At 72.8% G+C, this 16,082-nt stretch carries 8 protein-coding genes; 3 read left to right on the top strand and 5 right to left on the bottom strand.

Features of this window, described 5'->3' with window-relative positions:
* Positions 1-48: 48 nt before the first annotated feature.
* Positions 49-651 (bottom strand): hypothetical protein, encoded by a 603-nt coding sequence (locus ACVV2G_RS30955; protein WP_453846103.1) that lies wholly within the window; start codon positions 649-651, stop codon positions 49-51.
* Positions 652-1,740: 1,089 nt separating this feature from the next.
* Between ACVV2G_RS30955 and ACVV2G_RS30950 the strand changes: the two genes are divergently transcribed.
* On the top strand, positions 1,741-3,147 hold the full coding sequence (locus tag ACVV2G_RS30950; RefSeq protein WP_453846102.1) for a WS/DGAT domain-containing protein: 1,407 nt from the start codon (positions 1,741-1,743) through the stop codon (positions 3,145-3,147).
* 356 nt (positions 3,148-3,503) lie between these two features.
* Here ACVV2G_RS30950 and ACVV2G_RS30945 read toward each other — a convergent pair whose 3' ends face one another.
* Both ACVV2G_RS30945 and ACVV2G_RS30940 read right to left on the bottom strand, forming a co-directional pair.
* Positions 3,504-4,301, bottom strand: coding sequence for an ABC transporter permease (locus ACVV2G_RS30945; protein WP_453846101.1), 798 nt, complete (start codon positions 4,299-4,301; stop codon positions 3,504-3,506).
* The gene (locus tag ACVV2G_RS30940; RefSeq protein WP_453846100.1) at positions 4,298-4,903 is read right to left on the bottom strand and encodes an ABC transporter ATP-binding protein; all 606 of its coding nucleotides are present in this window, start codon (positions 4,901-4,903) and stop codon (positions 4,298-4,300) included. Before ACVV2G_RS30940 ends, ACVV2G_RS30945 begins: the two co-directional genes overlap by 4 nt.
* 302 nt (positions 4,904-5,205) lie before the next feature.
* Here ACVV2G_RS30940 and ACVV2G_RS30935 point away from each other — a divergent pair, with 302 nt between their 5' ends.
* Together ACVV2G_RS30935 and ACVV2G_RS30930 are read left to right on the top strand one after the other, a co-directional pair.
* Positions 5,206-5,433, top strand: coding sequence for a phosphopantetheine-binding protein (locus ACVV2G_RS30935; RefSeq protein WP_453846099.1), 228 nt, complete (start codon positions 5,206-5,208; stop codon positions 5,431-5,433).
* 77 nt (positions 5,434-5,510) lie between these two features.
* Positions 5,511-6,740 carry a beta-ketoacyl-[acyl-carrier-protein] synthase family protein gene (locus ACVV2G_RS30930; protein ID WP_453846098.1) on the top strand — a complete coding sequence of 410 codons (1,230 nt, stop codon included), beginning with the start codon at positions 5,511-5,513 and terminating at the stop codon, positions 6,738-6,740.
* A 30-nt stretch (positions 6,741-6,770) separates the two neighbouring features.
* On the opposite strand, the gene ACVV2G_RS30925 is transcribed toward ACVV2G_RS30930, so the two are convergent.
* Together ACVV2G_RS30925 and ACVV2G_RS30920 are read right to left on the bottom strand one after the other, a co-directional pair.
* Positions 6,771-9,047, bottom strand: coding sequence for a TIGR03617 family F420-dependent LLM class oxidoreductase (locus ACVV2G_RS30925; protein ID WP_453846097.1), 2,277 nt, complete (start codon positions 9,045-9,047; stop codon positions 6,771-6,773).
* Entirely contained in the window at positions 9,044-15,682 is a 6,639-nt protein-coding gene (locus ACVV2G_RS30920) for a beta-ketoacyl synthase N-terminal-like domain-containing protein (RefSeq protein ID WP_453846096.1), read from the bottom strand. Before ACVV2G_RS30920 ends, ACVV2G_RS30925 begins: the two co-directional genes overlap by 4 nt.
* Positions 15,683-16,082 lie beyond the last annotated feature (400 nt).

The raw sequence follows: 16,082 nt of genomic DNA, 5'->3' as shown, positions 1-16,082 counted from the left end.
GCGCCAGCCGCCCCCACGCCAGATCCGTCAGCGTGACGGCGTTCGCGCCTACCAACCGGCCTTGACCTTGTTGTACGCGGTGCGGCACGCCGCGTCCGGGGCCTCGGCGGAAAGCTTCGTCATGGCGCCCTGCCAGACCTTCTTGACCACGGCTTCCAGCTTGCGGGTCTCGGCGGGGACGGTGGGCGCGTACTTCTTGACCGAGCCCATCGTGGCGACGGCCCACTTGTTGCATACCGGTGCGGCCGCGTTCTGCCAGCGGGTGTCAAGGTCCTTCGCCACCACGGGGCCGTTGGCCACGGCCCAGCTGTTCCACGCCGCACAGGCACTCTCGGTCAGCTCCGCCTGCTCGGCTTCGGTCAGGTTGACCACTTCGCCCAGCAGAGCGTTCCAGGGCTCGTCGGGGACGGTGTAGCGGGTGGTGGGGAACTTCTCCTCGGTCTTGAAGATGGCCTCCGAGCATGCCGGAGGCAGGGGGGCGGCCTGCATCCGGACGCCCGCGTTCAGCATCTGCGGAACGGCTGTCAGAGAGGGGGAGGCCGCGGCAGGCGGCTGGGCAGGAGCGGTCAGCGCGGGTACCGAGGCAGCCAGGACTGCGGCGGAGGCCACCGCAGTGGTCAGAACGGTGCGCTTCATGCGGCGAGAGGTCATGTTGATGCTCCCTTGCTCGAACGAGGTGGTTCGGGACGGACTGCCGCCCGATGACAAAACGGACGCAGGCCGATATGGCACATGGGTGTTGCTCGGCACATGGGTGGGTGGTGTCGGGGCTCGGAGCAGCCTGCTCCATGGTGCCGACCAGCGAGCACAACAGGAGGACCTGCTGTTCCGGCATCCACTTCTAGGGGACGGAGCCGACGTGCACTCGCCGGGCGGTCAGCCGAGGCACCGGCGGGCACTCGGCTGGTTCGGGTCACTGGGTCTTCGGATCGCGCACCCTGCGCGGAGGGTGCGTGTCTGACCGACTCGCAGACAGTCGTCCTGGACTTGGGGACGTGTCCGGTCTCGCTGAAGGTGAGCGCGCCACCCCGTTGACCCGGTTACTGAAGGTGATGCCTCCCTTCGCCGGGAAAAGCGGAGACGCACGCGCGCAACGCGGGATCGGTGTACGTCGTGATCCGCCCGGTCCGCCTCATGCGCGGCGTGCCCGAGGGCGCGCTCACGGACGTGTCCGGCCCCACGCTGAGCGTGTCGGCGCCGCTCAGCGCGCTGAGCGGTATGAGGAGCGTGCGCATGAGTCCCCTGTGGTGGTCACCAGCGTCGCGTGACGCCTCGTCAAGACACTAGAGGTTCACGGCTGCCTGGGGACGATGTGTCCCCCGTGTGAGGGACGGCGCTTCGAGGCTCTGCGGGGCGCGTTGGAGTCGTTCTGCCGTCGGACGCGCTGCCCTGGGCTGCGGTGAACCGTCACGGCGACCTGACGGAGCAACCGGAGTCGGTGCGGTACCGCGCCGGGAGTAGCCGGAACCGCCAGGTCAGCCGACGGTACGAGCCGGCCGTATGCCTGGCAGGGCGCCCAAGCCGCTACAGTTTCCGGGGACATGGCTACTGTGGGCGCTACCCGGCCGGCGGATGCCCGTTCCCGGCCCCTCGCAGCGGCGCCGCGTCCACCGATCCTCTCCGGGCCGGGGGCCTCGCCCTCCCCGGGCCCCGCGCGCACCCGGGCCGGACCCGCAGCAAACCACTCGCCGCCGCCCGACCGCGACGGAAGGGCTCACACCACAGCCGGGAAACGAGAAGATGGAACAGAGCACCCGTATGCCGCTCGCGGACTCCATGATGGTTTCCTCGCAGGAGCGGTATGCCGCGCCCGCTACCCTGGCGGCGCTGTTGCGACTGTCCGGCCCACCGCTGCACCTGCGCGAACTGACCGAACGGGTGGAACGGGCCTGGGGCGTGGTGCCCCGGCTGTGGCTGCGACCGCACACCGACGACAGGGGGCGGCCGCTCCGGCCGTACCGCTGGCTGACCCCGGCCGCACCCCTTCCGCCCGCACCGGTCGCGCAGGAGCGGCTGGACCCCGGTGAACGTCTGGAGCACGTCGTCTCCCGGTTGATGAACCGGTGCTTCCCCCTCGTACCTGGAGGGCTGCTGTGGGACGTACATCTGCTGCACGACGCCGCGGCGCGGCGGCAGACCGTGGTGCTCAGCGTCCACCACGCGTTGCTCGACGGCCAGTCCCTGGGGGTGCTGATGCGGCTGCTGTGTCAGGGACCCGGAGCCCTGACTCCTGCCACGGCCCATGGTGTCACCGTGCCGTTCACCCATCGGTACCCGTCGGGCGGCGTTCGGGCGACAGCGAGCGTCCTGACCAACGTGACCCTCCCCGCGCCACGGCACGACCGTGTCCGCGCGGCCGGAAACCAGCCGGCCGTCGGCTGGAGCACGGTGCCCCGGCAGCTGGTGGCCACGGCCCGGAGGGCTCTGCCGGACATGCCGGTGACGGTCAACGACGTGGTGCTCGCGGCGTTCGCCGGGGCGTTGCGGGCAGTGCCCGGCACGCTCGGCGACCGGCCCGTGCCGACGGGCGTCCACAGTGCCGTCCCGGTCAGCATGCGACAGGCCATGGCCGCCGAGCACCACCTGGGGAACCTGGCGGCCGCGGTACGGGTGCGCCTGCCGCTGGAAGTGGACGACCCCGTACGGCGGCTGCACCATGTACACCGGGTCATGACCGGCCACAAACGGCGGCGCACGGCGATGGGCGCGGCCCGGATCATGGCCGTCCTGGTCCGGCCGGAACCGGTGGTGGTGGATCTCCTGGGCGAACTGACGCTGGCCAACCCGTGGATGAGGGCCGTCTCGTGCTCCAACGTCCGGTTGTGCGACACGCCTCTGCGGTTGGCGGGCCGCCCGGTGGAGGATTTCTTCACGTTGTCCTGTCTGCCGCCCCGTATGAGCGTGCTGACCATGTTCACCACCTACGAGGACACCCACACCCTGGCGTTGACGGCGCGCCATGTTCTCGGCCCAGGACTGCCGCGGCTGGCGTCCGCCTTCCTCCGGGAGGTGGAGGCCCTCGCCGACCGGGCGGTCTCCCCGGGCCACCGTCCCCCGCCGGCGGTCGTCCGTTCGTCGTTCGCCGCCTGCCTGCGGGCTGGAGTGGACGCCGTGGGCCGGGGGTACCGTGCTCGTGGGCACTGGTGAGAGCGGCGTCCACCGGCCTCGGGAGGCCGACCGCGGCAGACGTATGAGGAGCCTCTCCGGTGCCCCGCGTCGGCGCACTCCTCGGCAGACGCCTCGGTGAGGTCCCCGGCACGCCCCGCACGGACTGTCGTCCCCCGGAGCGCCGGGGTCGCACCGGCAACGGCCAAGAGGCGGTGTGTACGGTTCCTCACCCGTCGGAGCCTACGGTCGGTGGGGGTCCCGTCGACGGCCGGAGTGAACAGCTCCCTCCCGGCCCGGCCAACGGGTAAGGCTTCAGGGGGTCTTCCGTGCCGGGGCCCCCGCCGGGCCGGCGCCGGCCGGGAGGGCGCGCCGGCGGCGGATCCGTCGGACGCGGTTCACGAAGGGGCCTGGCTGCCGGTTCGCGCAGGACGGCGCAGGGCCGACCGGGTCCGCCGGTGGAAGATGAGCAGGCCTGCGAGGGCGCTGCCGGTGAACCAGACCAGTTGCGCGACCACGGGCTGGAGCGGCGGCAGGGCGGCGGAGAAACCGGCGGCCGCGCCGATCTGCATGGCACCGTACGAGGGCAGCCGGCTCACGATGCCGCTGTCCGTCCCATTGGTGAGCAGGGGATTCTGCAGGGCCACGTCGACGACGCTGATCATCACGATGGCGAACATGCCTTCCACCTCCCGGCGCAGCAAGGTGCCGAGTACGACGCCCAGCGTGCCGTAGGTCATCGCGGCACCGAAGAACGAGACGGCCAGCAGAAGGGGGTGTCGGGGCGACCAGTAACAGCAGATGACGGCGGTGGCGTAGGCGGCGACCACCAGACTGCTCACCAGCAGACAGGCGACCCTCGCCAGTCCCAGCGGAACCCTGGGGTATCCGGCCATGACCAGGCGCTGATCGAACGCCGTGCCGTTGAAGGCGGTCGCGAACATCATGAAGCCGATGATCAGCGTGACCGCGTTCAGTCCGCCGGTGATCTGGGTGAGCCGGTTGCCGTCGGCGACCAGGACCTCGCCGGTGGCGTCCAGCTGGAAGCGGACCGGCGCGTCCGAGACGGCCAGACCGACCAAGGCCACCGCGGCGGGCACGAAGAGGGCCACCAACAGCATGGCGAGCCGGTTGCGCGCCTGCTCGACGAGCACGAAACGGGTGGCCAGCGCGAGCAACCGCGAGGAACCCTTCATCCGGCGCCCTCTCCCCTGCCGTGCAGCACACCGTCCCGCAGCCGCCACACCTGGTCGAGCCGGTCCGTGTCGTACGCCAGGTGCGAGACGACCAGGACGGACCGGCCGGCGGCCCGGAACCGTACGGCCAGGTCCCAGAAACGCAGGTACGTCTCCCAGTCGAAGCCCTGGTAGGGCTCGTCCAGCAGCAGGACCTGCGGATCGTGCATCACCGCCAGCGTCAGGTTCAGCTTCTGCCGGGTGCCGCCGCTGAGTGCGCCGGCGCGCTCGTCGGCGTACTCGGCGAAACCCAGGATCTTGATGACCTCCTCGGCCCGCCGCAGGTCCGGGATCCCGTAGGCCGCCGCGAAGAACCGCAGATGCTGTCGCACGGTGAACGCGTCGTTGAGGACCACCCGCTGCGGGCAGTATCCGAACCGTCCACCGTGCCTGACCACGCCCCGGCTCGGTCGCATCTGACCGGCGAGGATCTTCAGCAGCTTCGTCTTGCCCGCGCCGTTCTCCCCCACGATCCCCACCAGCACCCCTGCGGGCAGCTCCACGTCGACGCCGCGCAGCACGGCCCGCCCGCCGTAGGAGTGGTGGACGCCTTTCGCCTCCAACAGCTCTCCTCTTCACTGGTGTTCACGGTCGCACCGGCTACCCACCTCCAACGAACCGCCGTCTTCGTGGAAACGGCGCGCCGGGCCCCGATTCCCCCGGCACAGGGGGCGGGGCAGAGGCTCTCCGCGGGCCATCGGCCGTTCGCACGTCGTCGGGGCGCGCACGGACCACACTGACGAGCGAGCAGCACACAGAGACAAAGCGACCCGAACGAGTGGTTTTCGAGTGGGCCACCCATGTGGCGTAACTCTTTCGGCGGTGGGGCGTTGCTCCGTACGTGGAGCCGCGATCTGAGGAATCGATGTACCGGATGCTGGCCGAGCTACTCATCGACGAGTTCGGAGTGGAAGCCGAGTGGGTCACTCCCCGGGCGACCTTCCACGAGTTGGAGATCGACTCGCTCTGCCTGACGGAGCTGGCGGTGATCGTCGCCCAGCGCACCGGTCTGGTGGCCCGGGGCATCAGCCCCCAGTCCACGCTGGCGGAAGCCATCGGCCGTCTGGCCGGCGTCGCCTCCGCCCCGTCGTGAGCGCGGGAGCCGGCCATCCGGTCCGGTGGCCGGCCCCTTGCGTTCACCGGCCGCTCCCCCGGACGAAGGACTCCACAGTGCCGCGAATCCGAGAAGCCGCCGTCACCGGCCTGGGGATGCTGACTCCGGCCGGCACCCGGCCCGAGGACACCTGGGCCGCCCTGTGCCGGGGTCGGGGACTGGCCCGTCACCTGCCGCATCTCGCCGGGCTCCCCGTCGAGTTCGGTTGTACCGTGCCCGCCCTCGACGCCCACGCGGAACTCGGCCGGCCCCTCGCCCGGCGCGTGGACCGCTTCACCCACCTCGCCATCGCGGCGGCCCGGCGCGCGGTCGGTGACGCCGGGCTCGCACCCGGCTCCTGGGACCCCGACCGGGTCGCGGTCGTCCTGGGAGTGGGGAGCAACAGCCTGACCACCTACGACCGGGAGTTCGGCCTCCTGGCCCAGGACCGTCCGACGTTCGTCTCCCCCATGGCCCTGCCCCGCAGTCTGCCCAACGTGGTGGCCTCGGAGGTGGCCATCGACCTGGGAGCCCGGGGACCGGTGTTCAGCGTCTCCAGCGCCTGCGCGTCCGGCGCCACGGCCCTGGGCATCGCGCGCGATCTGGTGACCTCCGGCACCTGCGACATCGCCCTGGCCGGGGGCAGCGAGTCGGCCCTGTCGCGCATGGCCGCCACCTGCTTCGCCCAGATGCGGGCGCTCTCCCGTCGCACCGGTGATCCCGCCGGTGCCTGCCGGCCCTTCGACACCCGACGGGACGGTCTGGTACTCGCCGAGGCCGCGGCCGTCCTGGTGCTGGAACGTCCCGACCACGCCGCCCGCCGCAGTGCCCCCGTCCGTGCCCTTTTCCGCGGTTTCGGATCCACCGCGGACGCCCATCACCCCGTCGCTCCCCACCCGGAAGGGTCCGGTGCCCGGCGTGCCGTGCTCGCCGCCCTCACCGACGCCGTCCTCACGCCCTCGGACATCGACCACGTCAACGCCCACGGCACCGCCACTCCGGCCGGTGACGCGGCCGAGGCACAGGCGCTGCTCCAGGTGTTCGACGGCGACCCGCCGCCCGTCACCGCCGCCAAAAGCGTGCTCGGCCACAGCATGGGGGCCGCCGCGGCCGTGGAGGCGGCGGTCACCGTCCTCACGCTGGAGCACCAGCTCATTCCTCCGACCGCCAACCTCGTCGGCCAGGACCCCGGCCGGGAGCTCGACGTCGTCCACACCGCTCCCCGCCCCCACCCCATGGCCACCGGCCTGTCCTCCTCCTTCGGCTTCGGCGGGCACAACGCCGTGTTGGTCTTCACCACCCCCTGACCCGGCGCGCACGCTTCCGGGGGAGGCGGGTCACCCCACGGCCGGATCGGTTACGCCGAGCCCCAGGGCCGCAGGGTTCCACTGCTCGGCCCCCGGTCCGTGCGGGGCGGCCAGCAGTAGTTCGTCGGCGAGTCCGCCGTACCGCGCGCGCAGAAGCTCCCCCGTCCGTACATGCGTATCCGGGACCGCGGCGAAGATGCCCAGAGTCTCGTCGTCGATCAGGTCCGCGGCCCGGCGCCGGCGATCGGGGTCTTCCGTGAGCAACAGCCGTGACACCTCGTCGGCCAGACCGCCTCGCTGGTACAGCTCGAAGACGGGACGGTAGGCACGGGTGCCGCAGAAGAGCGTGAGGAGCAGGCGGACGCGAGTGTGCTCGTTCGCCCGTTCCTCGCACGTGCGGCCGGTCGCCACCAGGGGCGGACAGATCACGGTGACGTCCTGCCGGGTGCGCCCGGAACGGTCGAGTCCCCGGTCGAGGGCGGGCAGCAGGACGTCCGAGAAGAGCAGGGGCGGCGCGTAGGGCGGGGCGATGAGCCCGTCCGCCAGTTCTCCGGCCAGTTCGGCCGTCCGCGGGCCCGTGGCGGCGAGGAGGACGCGCGGCGGGCCGTGGGGGGAAGGGGGCGGGGTGAAGAACGGGCTGGTCAGCACATGGGTGTAGTACTGCCCGCGGAAGTCCATGGGCGCACTGGTGTTCCAGCTGTGCCAGATGGCGCGCAGGGCCTGGAGGAACTCCCGCAGGCGGGCCACGCGGTGGCCGCCCGGCACGCTGTAACGGTGGGTGAGGTTGGCTCCGACCTGCGATCCGATTCCCAGGGTGAGGCGCCCCCCGCTGTACGTTTGCAGGTCGTGCGCCGCGTGGGCGAGGGTCATCGGGCTGCGCGCGAGGGCGACGACGGCTGCCGTGCCGAGGGGCAGGGTGGTGTGCGGAGCGGCCCGGGTGAGGGCGAGCAACGGGTCATGACGTTGCTCGGCCGCCCAGAAGCCACCGTATCCGGCGGCCTCGCACGCCACGGCGGCTCCCTCGAAGTCGGGGGCGTGGCCGTCGTGGGCGAAGGTGACCGGTGCGGCGAGACCGCTGACGCGCACGGGTGGCGTCCGGCCGGGGACACACGGCCCGGGAGGAGGCCCCGGCTGTGGCTTCCGGACGTGCCGTGGCCGACCGTCGACGGCGGGCGTCGCCCTCCTCACGGGGAGGGCGAGGTGGGAGACGAGCCCGTCGAAGAAGTCCTCGGTCCAAGGAGTGGGTTTCACGTCTCGTACGGCGAGCGCCGCCCAGGTCGCGTCGGTACGCAGTCGCGGCATCCGCTGGGCGGGACGGCTGGGCAGGACGGGACGGCTGATGTACCGCAGGGCGGCCATCGGCCGTACGTCGGGGTTGCCGACGTGTTCTTCCAACCGCCCCCACCACCGGTCGGGCGGCATCTCGCTCAGCCGGTGTCCGGCCCGGCGCAGTGCGGCGGTGAGTTCGCAGAGGCGCAGGGGGGCGGGAGACACGAGGTGGTAGGCGCGTCCGGTTTCCGCCGGGTGGTGCAGCAGGGTGGCGATGCACCGCGCCACGATGTCCACGCGTTCACCGGGTACGTACAGGTCGCCGCCGGGTGCTGCGCCCAGGGCGACGACGGCGCGCAGGAGGGGGGTCAGGGGGTCGGTCGGCGGTGTACGGCCGCTGACGGAGTGGCCGGTGATGACGCCCGGTCGATGGATGACGACGGGGAGACCGTGCACGGCCTCCGCGCGGCGCAGCAGTATTTCGGCGTCCGCCTTGCTGCGTGGGTAGCCGTGGGGCCCGCAGGTGGTGTGAGAGACCGGTGTGTTCTCGTCGGCCTCCTCCATGCCCGCTTCGCGGGCGGCGAGGAAGACGGCCAGGGTGGAGATGTGGTGGACCACCGGGGGGTGACCGGTCAGGGCCGTCCGGCGGCGCGCCAGGCAGACCAGGTGGGCGACGGCGTCGAGGTTCGCGGGCGCCAGGTCGTGGTGGTCGGCGGCGAGGTTGACCTCCGCGGCGCAGTGGACGACGGCGTCGACGCTCTGCGCGAGGCTGTCGTACGCGCCGGGACTCATGCCGAGTCCGGGAGCGGCCAGGTCACCGGGGACGGCGACGAGCCGGTGTGCGGTGTGCGGTGGCGGCTCTTCGAGGCTGGCGAGGCGCCGGTCCAGCCGGTCCTGGGCGGATGCGGTGTCCGGTGCCCTGACGAGGCAGTGGACTGTGGTGGTGCCGTCCCGGAGGAGCGCCGCGCACACATGGCCGCCGAGGCTGCCGGTGGCTCCGGTGAGGAGCACCGACCGGGGCGGGTGGGGAACGGTCATGTCGCCCCGCCCTGGGTGCCGGAGGCGAGTTCCGCGGCGAGGGCGCGCAGACCTGTGGCTTTGAGGAGGCGGGGCACCGTGATCTCACGGTGGTGCTCGCGCCGTAGGCGGGTGGTGAGTTCGGCGGCCAGGAGGGAGTCGATGCCCAGCCGGTTGAGGGGCTGTGTCGGGTCCACTTCGTCGACGGGCATGTCCAGAACACGGGCGACCTGTGCGGCCAGCCAGTGTTCCAGGTCCGACGCGGTGGGCGACGGGGCGGCAGAGTGCCGCGGCGGGGGCGGGGGCGCGTCCTCGCCCCGTTGCGCCGGGCCGTTCCCGGGGAGGGACGGATGCGGCACACGTGGGAGGGCGGAGGTGGACGGGGCCGGGTGCCACCGGTCCGCTGTGCGCGCCGGTTCCGTGTCAGTGGCCGTTTCAGCGGTGGCGGCGACCATGTCGACGACCGTGACCGTGTCGGTGGAGCCGGAGGAACGAGTGGTGGGAGGGGTCGGGGAGCCGGTACCGAGGGGGGTACGGCCGGTCCGGCCGGACGAGGGAGGCGTGGCAGCGCCGTCGAGGAGTTCTTGCAGGATCGGGTCGGTGGCGTCCTGCGGTGCGGAGGCCACGTAGGCGTGCCAGTCGGCGGGGACGCAACACAGGTCGCCGTCCGCGGCGAGCACGGCGGTGAACAGCTCTGGTGCCTGCGCCGGCTCGATGGGCAGGATGCCGGCCGGCAGCACCGACCGGCCGTCGCGTTCGCCGAGCCGGTGGGCCATGCCGGTCCCGGCCCAGTACCCCCAGTTCACGACCGTCGCGGGAGCGCCTGCCGCGCGCCGGTGGGCGCCGAGCGCGTCAAGGAAGGCGTTGGCGGCGGCGTAGGAGCCGAGCTGGCTGCTCAGACGCAGGCCGCTGAGGGGCGAGACGGCTGAAGAGAAGAGGACGAAGAAGTCCAGGCCGTCGCCCGGGAAGAGGCGGTGGAGCGTCCAGCCGCCCGCCACCTTCGGACGCAGCGTACGGTCGATCTCCTCCTCGGACGTGTCCCGCAGCGGGGCGGGGTCGAGGGCCAGGGCGCTGTGCACCACTCCGGCCACCCCCGGCAGCCCTCGGTGGGCGCGCTCGCGCAGCAGCGCGCTCATCGCCGGCTCGTCGGCGACGTCGACGGCCGCGTACTGCACCTGGAGGTCCGGACGGTTGCCGAGGCGGGCCAGCAGTCGCGCACGGGGGTCGGCGGGCGCCGTGGTGGACAGATCGGTGCGGCCGGTGACGAGCAGGTGCCGGGCGCCGTGGTCCGCCAGCCACTCGGTGAACAGCCCACCGATGCCGCTGAGGCCGCCGACGACGAGGTAGGTGGCGTCGGGGCGCAGCGGTGTGCGCGGTCGGCCGGACGGGGGGAAGTGGAGGGCCAGCTTGCCGATGTGCTCGGCCTGAGCCATCAGGCGCATGGCCTCTGCCGCTCGCTGTGCTTCGAAGACCCGGACGCGGGGTGGACGCAGTTCGCCGCGGGAGAGCAGGCTGGCGACCTCCCGCAGGGTGGTGCCCAGGTTCACGGGGTCGTGCGCGTGCAGGGCGGCCAGATTCATGGCGTGGTACGAGCGGCCCGGCGCGAAGAGGCGGGCGGGGAGGGACTGTCCGTCGTGCAACTCGTTGCAGGCGGTCTCCACGTAGTGGCCGAAGGGTGCGAGGAGTTCGAAGTTCGCCTGCCGGGCCTCCGCGCCCTTCAGGGTGTTCAGGACGACATCGACGCCCGTGCCGTCGGGGTCGAGCAGCCGGTGAGCGAAGTCCGGGGAGCGGGAGTCGGCGACCTTCTCTGCGCCCATCCGCAGCAGCAGGTCGCGCTTGGCCTCGGTGCCCGCCGTGGCGTAGACCCTGGCTCCGCGCCAGCGGGCCACCTCCATGGCGGCCATTCCCATGCCGCCGCTCGCGGAGTGGACGAGGACCTTCTGGCCGGGCTGGAGGCGGGCCATGTCGATCAGTCCGCGATAGGCCGACACGTAGGCGACGGGGAAGGAGGCCGCCTCGGCCGGTGTGAGCCGGTGGGGACGCGAAACGGCGCATGCGGCCGGTGTGACGGTGTAGGAGGCGGGGGGCGAGAAGGTGAAGGCGCACACCTGGTCACCGACGGCGAAGTCGGTGACGCCCTCCCCCACGGCCACCACGGTGCCGGCGCATTCGCAGCCCAGGAGGGTCTCCTCCTCCCCGGCCAGCATGCCCAGGGCGCGGAGGACGTCGTGGTAGTTCAGGGAGGTGTGGGTGACCTCGATGGCGATCCGGCCCGGTCCCGGTGGGGGGTTGCCCTTCGCGGGGGTGAGGCTGATGCCTCCGATACCGCCGGTGGTGGTGAGGACGGCTCCGGGCGACTGCGGTGCCGGGTCTGGCGGGGAGGGGACCAGCCGCGGTACGTGGGCGGTTCCGCCGCGCAGGGCGATGCGGTCCTCGGAGCCCGCCGTGTACAGGTGGGCGGCCAGCTGTCCGGCCTCGTCACGCGGCTCCCGGGAGGCGGGTCCACGGGCGTCGAGATCGACGAGGACGGACGGGCACCGCGCTGTCTCGAGCCTCAGGACTCGCACGAGCGGCCACAGGGCCGCCTGCCAGGGGGCAGGCACCTCGTCGTCGTCCAGGGCCGCCTGGGCACCGCGGGTGATCACGAACAGGGTCGGCGGGGAGGACGGCAGCCCGGCCAGGGCGTGGGACACCGGCAGGAGACCGGCGCACAGGTCCGTCGTCACCCACTGGACCTCGCGCGGTGAGGCGTCCGGTCCGGTGGCTCCGGCCAGGGCTCCCAGATGGACGACACCGGTCAGGGGTGCCTCGCGGGTGACCTCCTTCAGCACGAGCGCCAGGTCGTCGGCCGATGTGGGGTCTGCCTGGTAGCGGCCGGGACCGTGGGCCCGGAAACCGCTCCCGGGTCGCACGGTGTGGACGGTGCCGCCGTTCTCGGTCAGTACGGCGTCCAGGGCGCGGTCCAGTGGAGAACCGCCGCTCAGCAGGAGCCAGTTGCCGCCCCGGCCGGATCGTGCAGGCGGCGGCAGCTGACGCCAGCGCACCCGGAGGGTCCGGTCGGTCCGGCGAGAGGCCGGCCGCGGGACCGGGGCGGGCGTCAGGCTTCTGCCCCGTACACCCGTGATCTCGGCGACGACGGTGCCGTGCCGGTCCGCCACCACGAGGTCGACGCGAATGCCGTCCTCCGGGCCCGGCTCCCGCAAGGAGGCGTGTACCCACAGCTCCTCCTCGTCCGGCCGGCGGTACAGGCTCAGGCGGTCCACCGCCGTCAGTACGAATCCGCGCCCGGCAGGGCCGACGGGGCCGGCCACGGCGAGGGCCGCCTGCAGGCATCCGTCGAGGGTGCCGGGGTGGATCCGGTGTCCGTCACGCGCCACGGGGCGCAGGCGCACCAGCGCCTCCTCCGTCCCGTGGTGGATCTCGGCCACGCAACGGAACGGTCCCCGCCAGTCGTTGCCCCCGGCGGCACGATCCCGGTAGAAGTGTTCGCCGGCCTGCCAGCCGGCGCAGCGTCCGCGCACGTCGTCCAGGGCGACGGGCGGGGGTGGCTGTGTGGTGTCACCGGTGAGGCGCAGGGTCGCGTGGTGCTGCCGGGTGGCGTTCCCACTCCGGCGGCTGGTGAGGCTCAGGCGTCGGGCGTCCTCGGCGCTCGCGCGGACGCCCACCCTCAGGTTCCACGGCTCGTCGTCGTCGAGCAGCAGCAGTTCGTCGAAGGTGACGTCCCGCACCTCGCTTCCCAGACCGGTCTCCGCGGCGGCGGCGAGGGCCAGTTCGAGGTAGAAGGTGCCGGGGACCACCGGCCGTTCGGCGACGCGGTGGCCCAGCAGATAGGCGTGCCGGTCCCTGTCGAGCGCGCCCTCCCAGGAGGGCGTCCCCGTCCCGTCCTCCGCTGCGGGGGTGAGGACGGGATGCGGGGACTCCGAGGGGCGCGGAACGGGAGTGCCGGACACCGGGATCGCCTCCGGGGATGTGGATCGGACAGGGGGCCAGGGGAATGCGCGTGCCTGTTGCCAGTACGAGAAGCGCTGCCACGGGTAGCCCGGCAGGGGCACATGAGTGGTGGGCCTGCCGAGGACCTCCGGCCAGTCGGGATCGCAGCCGGCCGCGTACAGGGCGCCCAGCGAACGCCGGAGGGCGGCCGGCTCGTCGTGATCGCGGCGCAGGCTCTCCAGCGCCAGGGCGCCCTCGCGGCTCAGGGCCGTGGCGAGCACGGGGTGCGGGGAGACCTGGAGGAACACCGTGCGCCGCTCGCCGGTCAACTGGGTGCGCACGGCGGTGTCCAGCAGTACCGGTTCGCGCAGGTTGCGCCACCAGTAGTCGCCGTCCAGCGCGGTGCCCGGCAGTTCCGCCCCGGTGACGGTGGAGATGAACGGCACGCGCGTCCCGCGCGGGTGCAGACCGGCGAGCCGCTGTGTCAGGGGGCGGCGTACCGGGTCGACACTGGGGCTGTGCGCGGCGTAGGCGACCGGTACGCGTATGCAGGAGACGCCCCGTCGCTCGCAGCCCTCCTCGATGCGGTCGACCGCCTCCGGCGTACCCGCGAGCACGGTGGAGGTCGGGCTCTCCTCCACCGCGATCCCGGCCACCACGCCCAGTTCCTCCACGAGGGTCGCCGCCTGTCCGGGCGGCACCTCCACCCAGCACAGAGCGCCGGGTCCGGCGAGTTCGTCGATGAGTGCGGCGCGCAGACAGCTGACGCGTCCGGCTTCCTCCAGGGTGAGGGCACCCGCCACCTGGGCAGCGGTGATCTCGCCCTGGCTGTGTCCCATGACGGCGTCGGGTTCGATGCCCCACGAGCGCCACAGAGCGGCCAGGGACACGCCCATGGCCCACAGCGCGGGCTGGATGGTGGCGGTCCGCCGCAGCCGGCTGTCGTCCCCGCTCTCGAGGAGTTCGCACAACGACCAGCCGCCGTGCTCGCGGATGACGGCGTCGCAGCGTTGCAGCGTGTCGGTGAAGACCGGCTCCCGTCCCAGCAGCCCGCGTCCCATGCCGGCCCACTGGGAGCCCTGGCCGGGGAACACGAACACCACGCGCGGCGCGGACCACACCGCGCCGTCCGACGCCGACACGCCCCGCCGCTCCTGCCCCGCCAGGTGGGCGCGCAAGGCTCCGGCCAAGGCGCCGGGAGTGTCGGCGGACGCCGCGAGCCGGTGCTCGTGGTGGTCGCGTCCCGTAGCGGCGGACGCGCACACAGCGGCCGGGGAAGGAGCGGAGGGTGACTCCAGCAGGTTCGCGTAGCGTTCGGCGAGTTCCCTCAAGGCGGTGGCGGAACGGGCGGACAGGGGCAGCAGCAGGGGGCCCGTCCCGGGCCGTTCCTGTGGTGCGGGCGAACGGTCGGCGGGTGCGGCCGACAGGACCAGGTGCGCTCCGACGCCCGAAGCTCCGAAGGAGGTCACGCCCGCCACGAGAGGGCGCCCGTCGTCCGGCAGCGCGGTGGGCCGCCGGGCGAGGCTCAGCGGGGCGGTGTCCCAGTCGACGGCCGGGGTGGGGGTGCGCAGCCGCGCGTCTCCGGGGACGAGGCGGTGTTCCAGGCACAGTACGGTCCTGATGATCCCGGCCACCCCGGCGGCCGCCTCGGTGTGGCCGATGCTCGTCTTGACGGACCCCACCACACAGCGCTCGCGGTCACCGTCCCGCGGGCCGAGCACCCGGGCCAGGGCCTTCAGTTCCACCGGGTCGCCCGCGGCGGTGCCGGGGCCGTGCGCCTCGACGAACCGGGTGTCACGAGGGTCGACGCCCGCGGACTCGTAGGCCAGGCGCAGGACCTCCTCCTGGCCGCGCACGGTCGGCGCGATCATCCCCTGTCCGGTGAACCCGCCGCTGCCCACGGCCCCGCCGAGGATCACCGCTCGTACCCGGTCGCCGTCGGCCAGCGCCCGCGCGAGGGGCTTGAGCAGCAACATGCCGACCGCCTCGGACTGGACGTACCCGTCGGCGGAGGCGTCACCGAACTTGCACCGGCCCTCCGGCCCCAGCGCCCCGGCCCGCGCCAGCGACACCGAGGCATAGGGGGCAAGCAGTACGTGGCAGCCGCCCGCCAGGGCGTAGTCGCACTCGCCCAGCCGCAGGGACTGGCAGGCGGCGTGCACCGACACCAGTGACGACGAGCAGGCGGTGTCGATCGTCATGGCGGGGCCCCGTAGGTTCAGCGCGTACGCGATCCGGCCGTGGAGAGCGCTGTGGGTGCCGCCCTGGAGGGCGAACAGGTCGAGTTCGTCCAGGTCCCCGATCTGCCGCAGCCAGTAGTCGTTGCCGAAGGCGCCGAGGAACACGCCCGTGCGGGCCCGGCTCAGCTCCCGGACCGGTACCGATGCGTCTTCGGCGGCCTCGACGGACGTCTCCAGCAGGAGTCTCTGCTGGGGGTCCATGCGCCGGGCCTCGCGGGGGGAGATGCCGAAGAACCCCGCGTCGAAGAGGTCGAGCCCGGGGAGGAACCCGCCACGGACCGTCGGCAGCCTCCCCGGGGCGCCCGGCTCGGCGGCGTACAGCTCGCGCAGCCAGGCCCGTTCGGGAGGGGCATCGGTGATGCCGTCCCGGCCGGACGTCAACAGGCCCCACAGTTCACGGACTCCCCCCGCTCCGGGGAAGCGGCCACTCATCCCGAGGACGGCGACCGCCCGGTCCGGGACGGTCGAATTCCCCTGCTCCTCCATGAACCGAGCCCCTTTTCCCTTTCCGGTGATGAACGTGGGCCCGGACCGTCCTTCCGGTTCGCCCGCTCCAGGACGTTCGGCCGGCGCACAGAACCCGAAGAACGGCCCCGCATCGTCCGCCGCCGCACACCCATGCGGCCGGGCCCTCGCGAAGGGGAACACCGATACCGGCTATTCCGTTTCCCTGTGTCCCGCGGGGAGTTGACGGGCACCTGGTCCCGTACTCCGCTGCCATTCATGCCCGGGAAACAACCGGCGAATCCCCCCACACAACAGGACAGGAGTTCGATGCCGCTTCCCCGCCGGGGAGAGTTCCTACGGGCCGCTTGCGACGTATCCCGATCGCGTGCTCCTATTGCTGGCGACCGAGCAGCCACTCGGCTGCCAGGGCATGACGCGC

Source organism: Streptomyces sp. JK94, assembly GCF_053613315.1.
This window is presented reverse-complemented; position numbering and strand designations above follow the sequence as displayed.

Bases quoted from the DNA above. Each gene is read 5' to 3' on its own strand.
- ACVV2G_RS30955 (WP_453846103.1), bottom strand. From the start codon at position 651: ATGACCTCTCGCCGCATGAAGCGCACCGTTCTGACCACTGCGGTGGCC.
- ACVV2G_RS30950 (WP_453846102.1), top strand. From the start codon at position 1,741: ATGGAACAGAGCACCCGTATGCCGCTCGCGGACTCCATGATGGTTTCC.
- ACVV2G_RS30945 (WP_453846101.1), bottom strand. From the start codon at position 4,301: ATGAAGGGTTCCTCGCGGTTGCTCGCGCTGGCCACCCGTTTCGTGCTC.
- ACVV2G_RS30935 (WP_453846099.1), top strand. From the start codon at position 5,206: ATGTACCGGATGCTGGCCGAGCTACTCATCGACGAGTTCGGAGTGGAA.
- ACVV2G_RS30925 (WP_453846097.1), bottom strand. From the start codon at position 9,047: ATGACCGTTCCCCACCCGCCCCGGTCGGTGCTCCTCACCGGAGCCACC.
- ACVV2G_RS30920 (WP_453846096.1), bottom strand. From the start codon at position 15,682: ATGGAGGAGCAGGGGAATTCGACCGTCCCGGACCGGGCGGTCGCCGTC.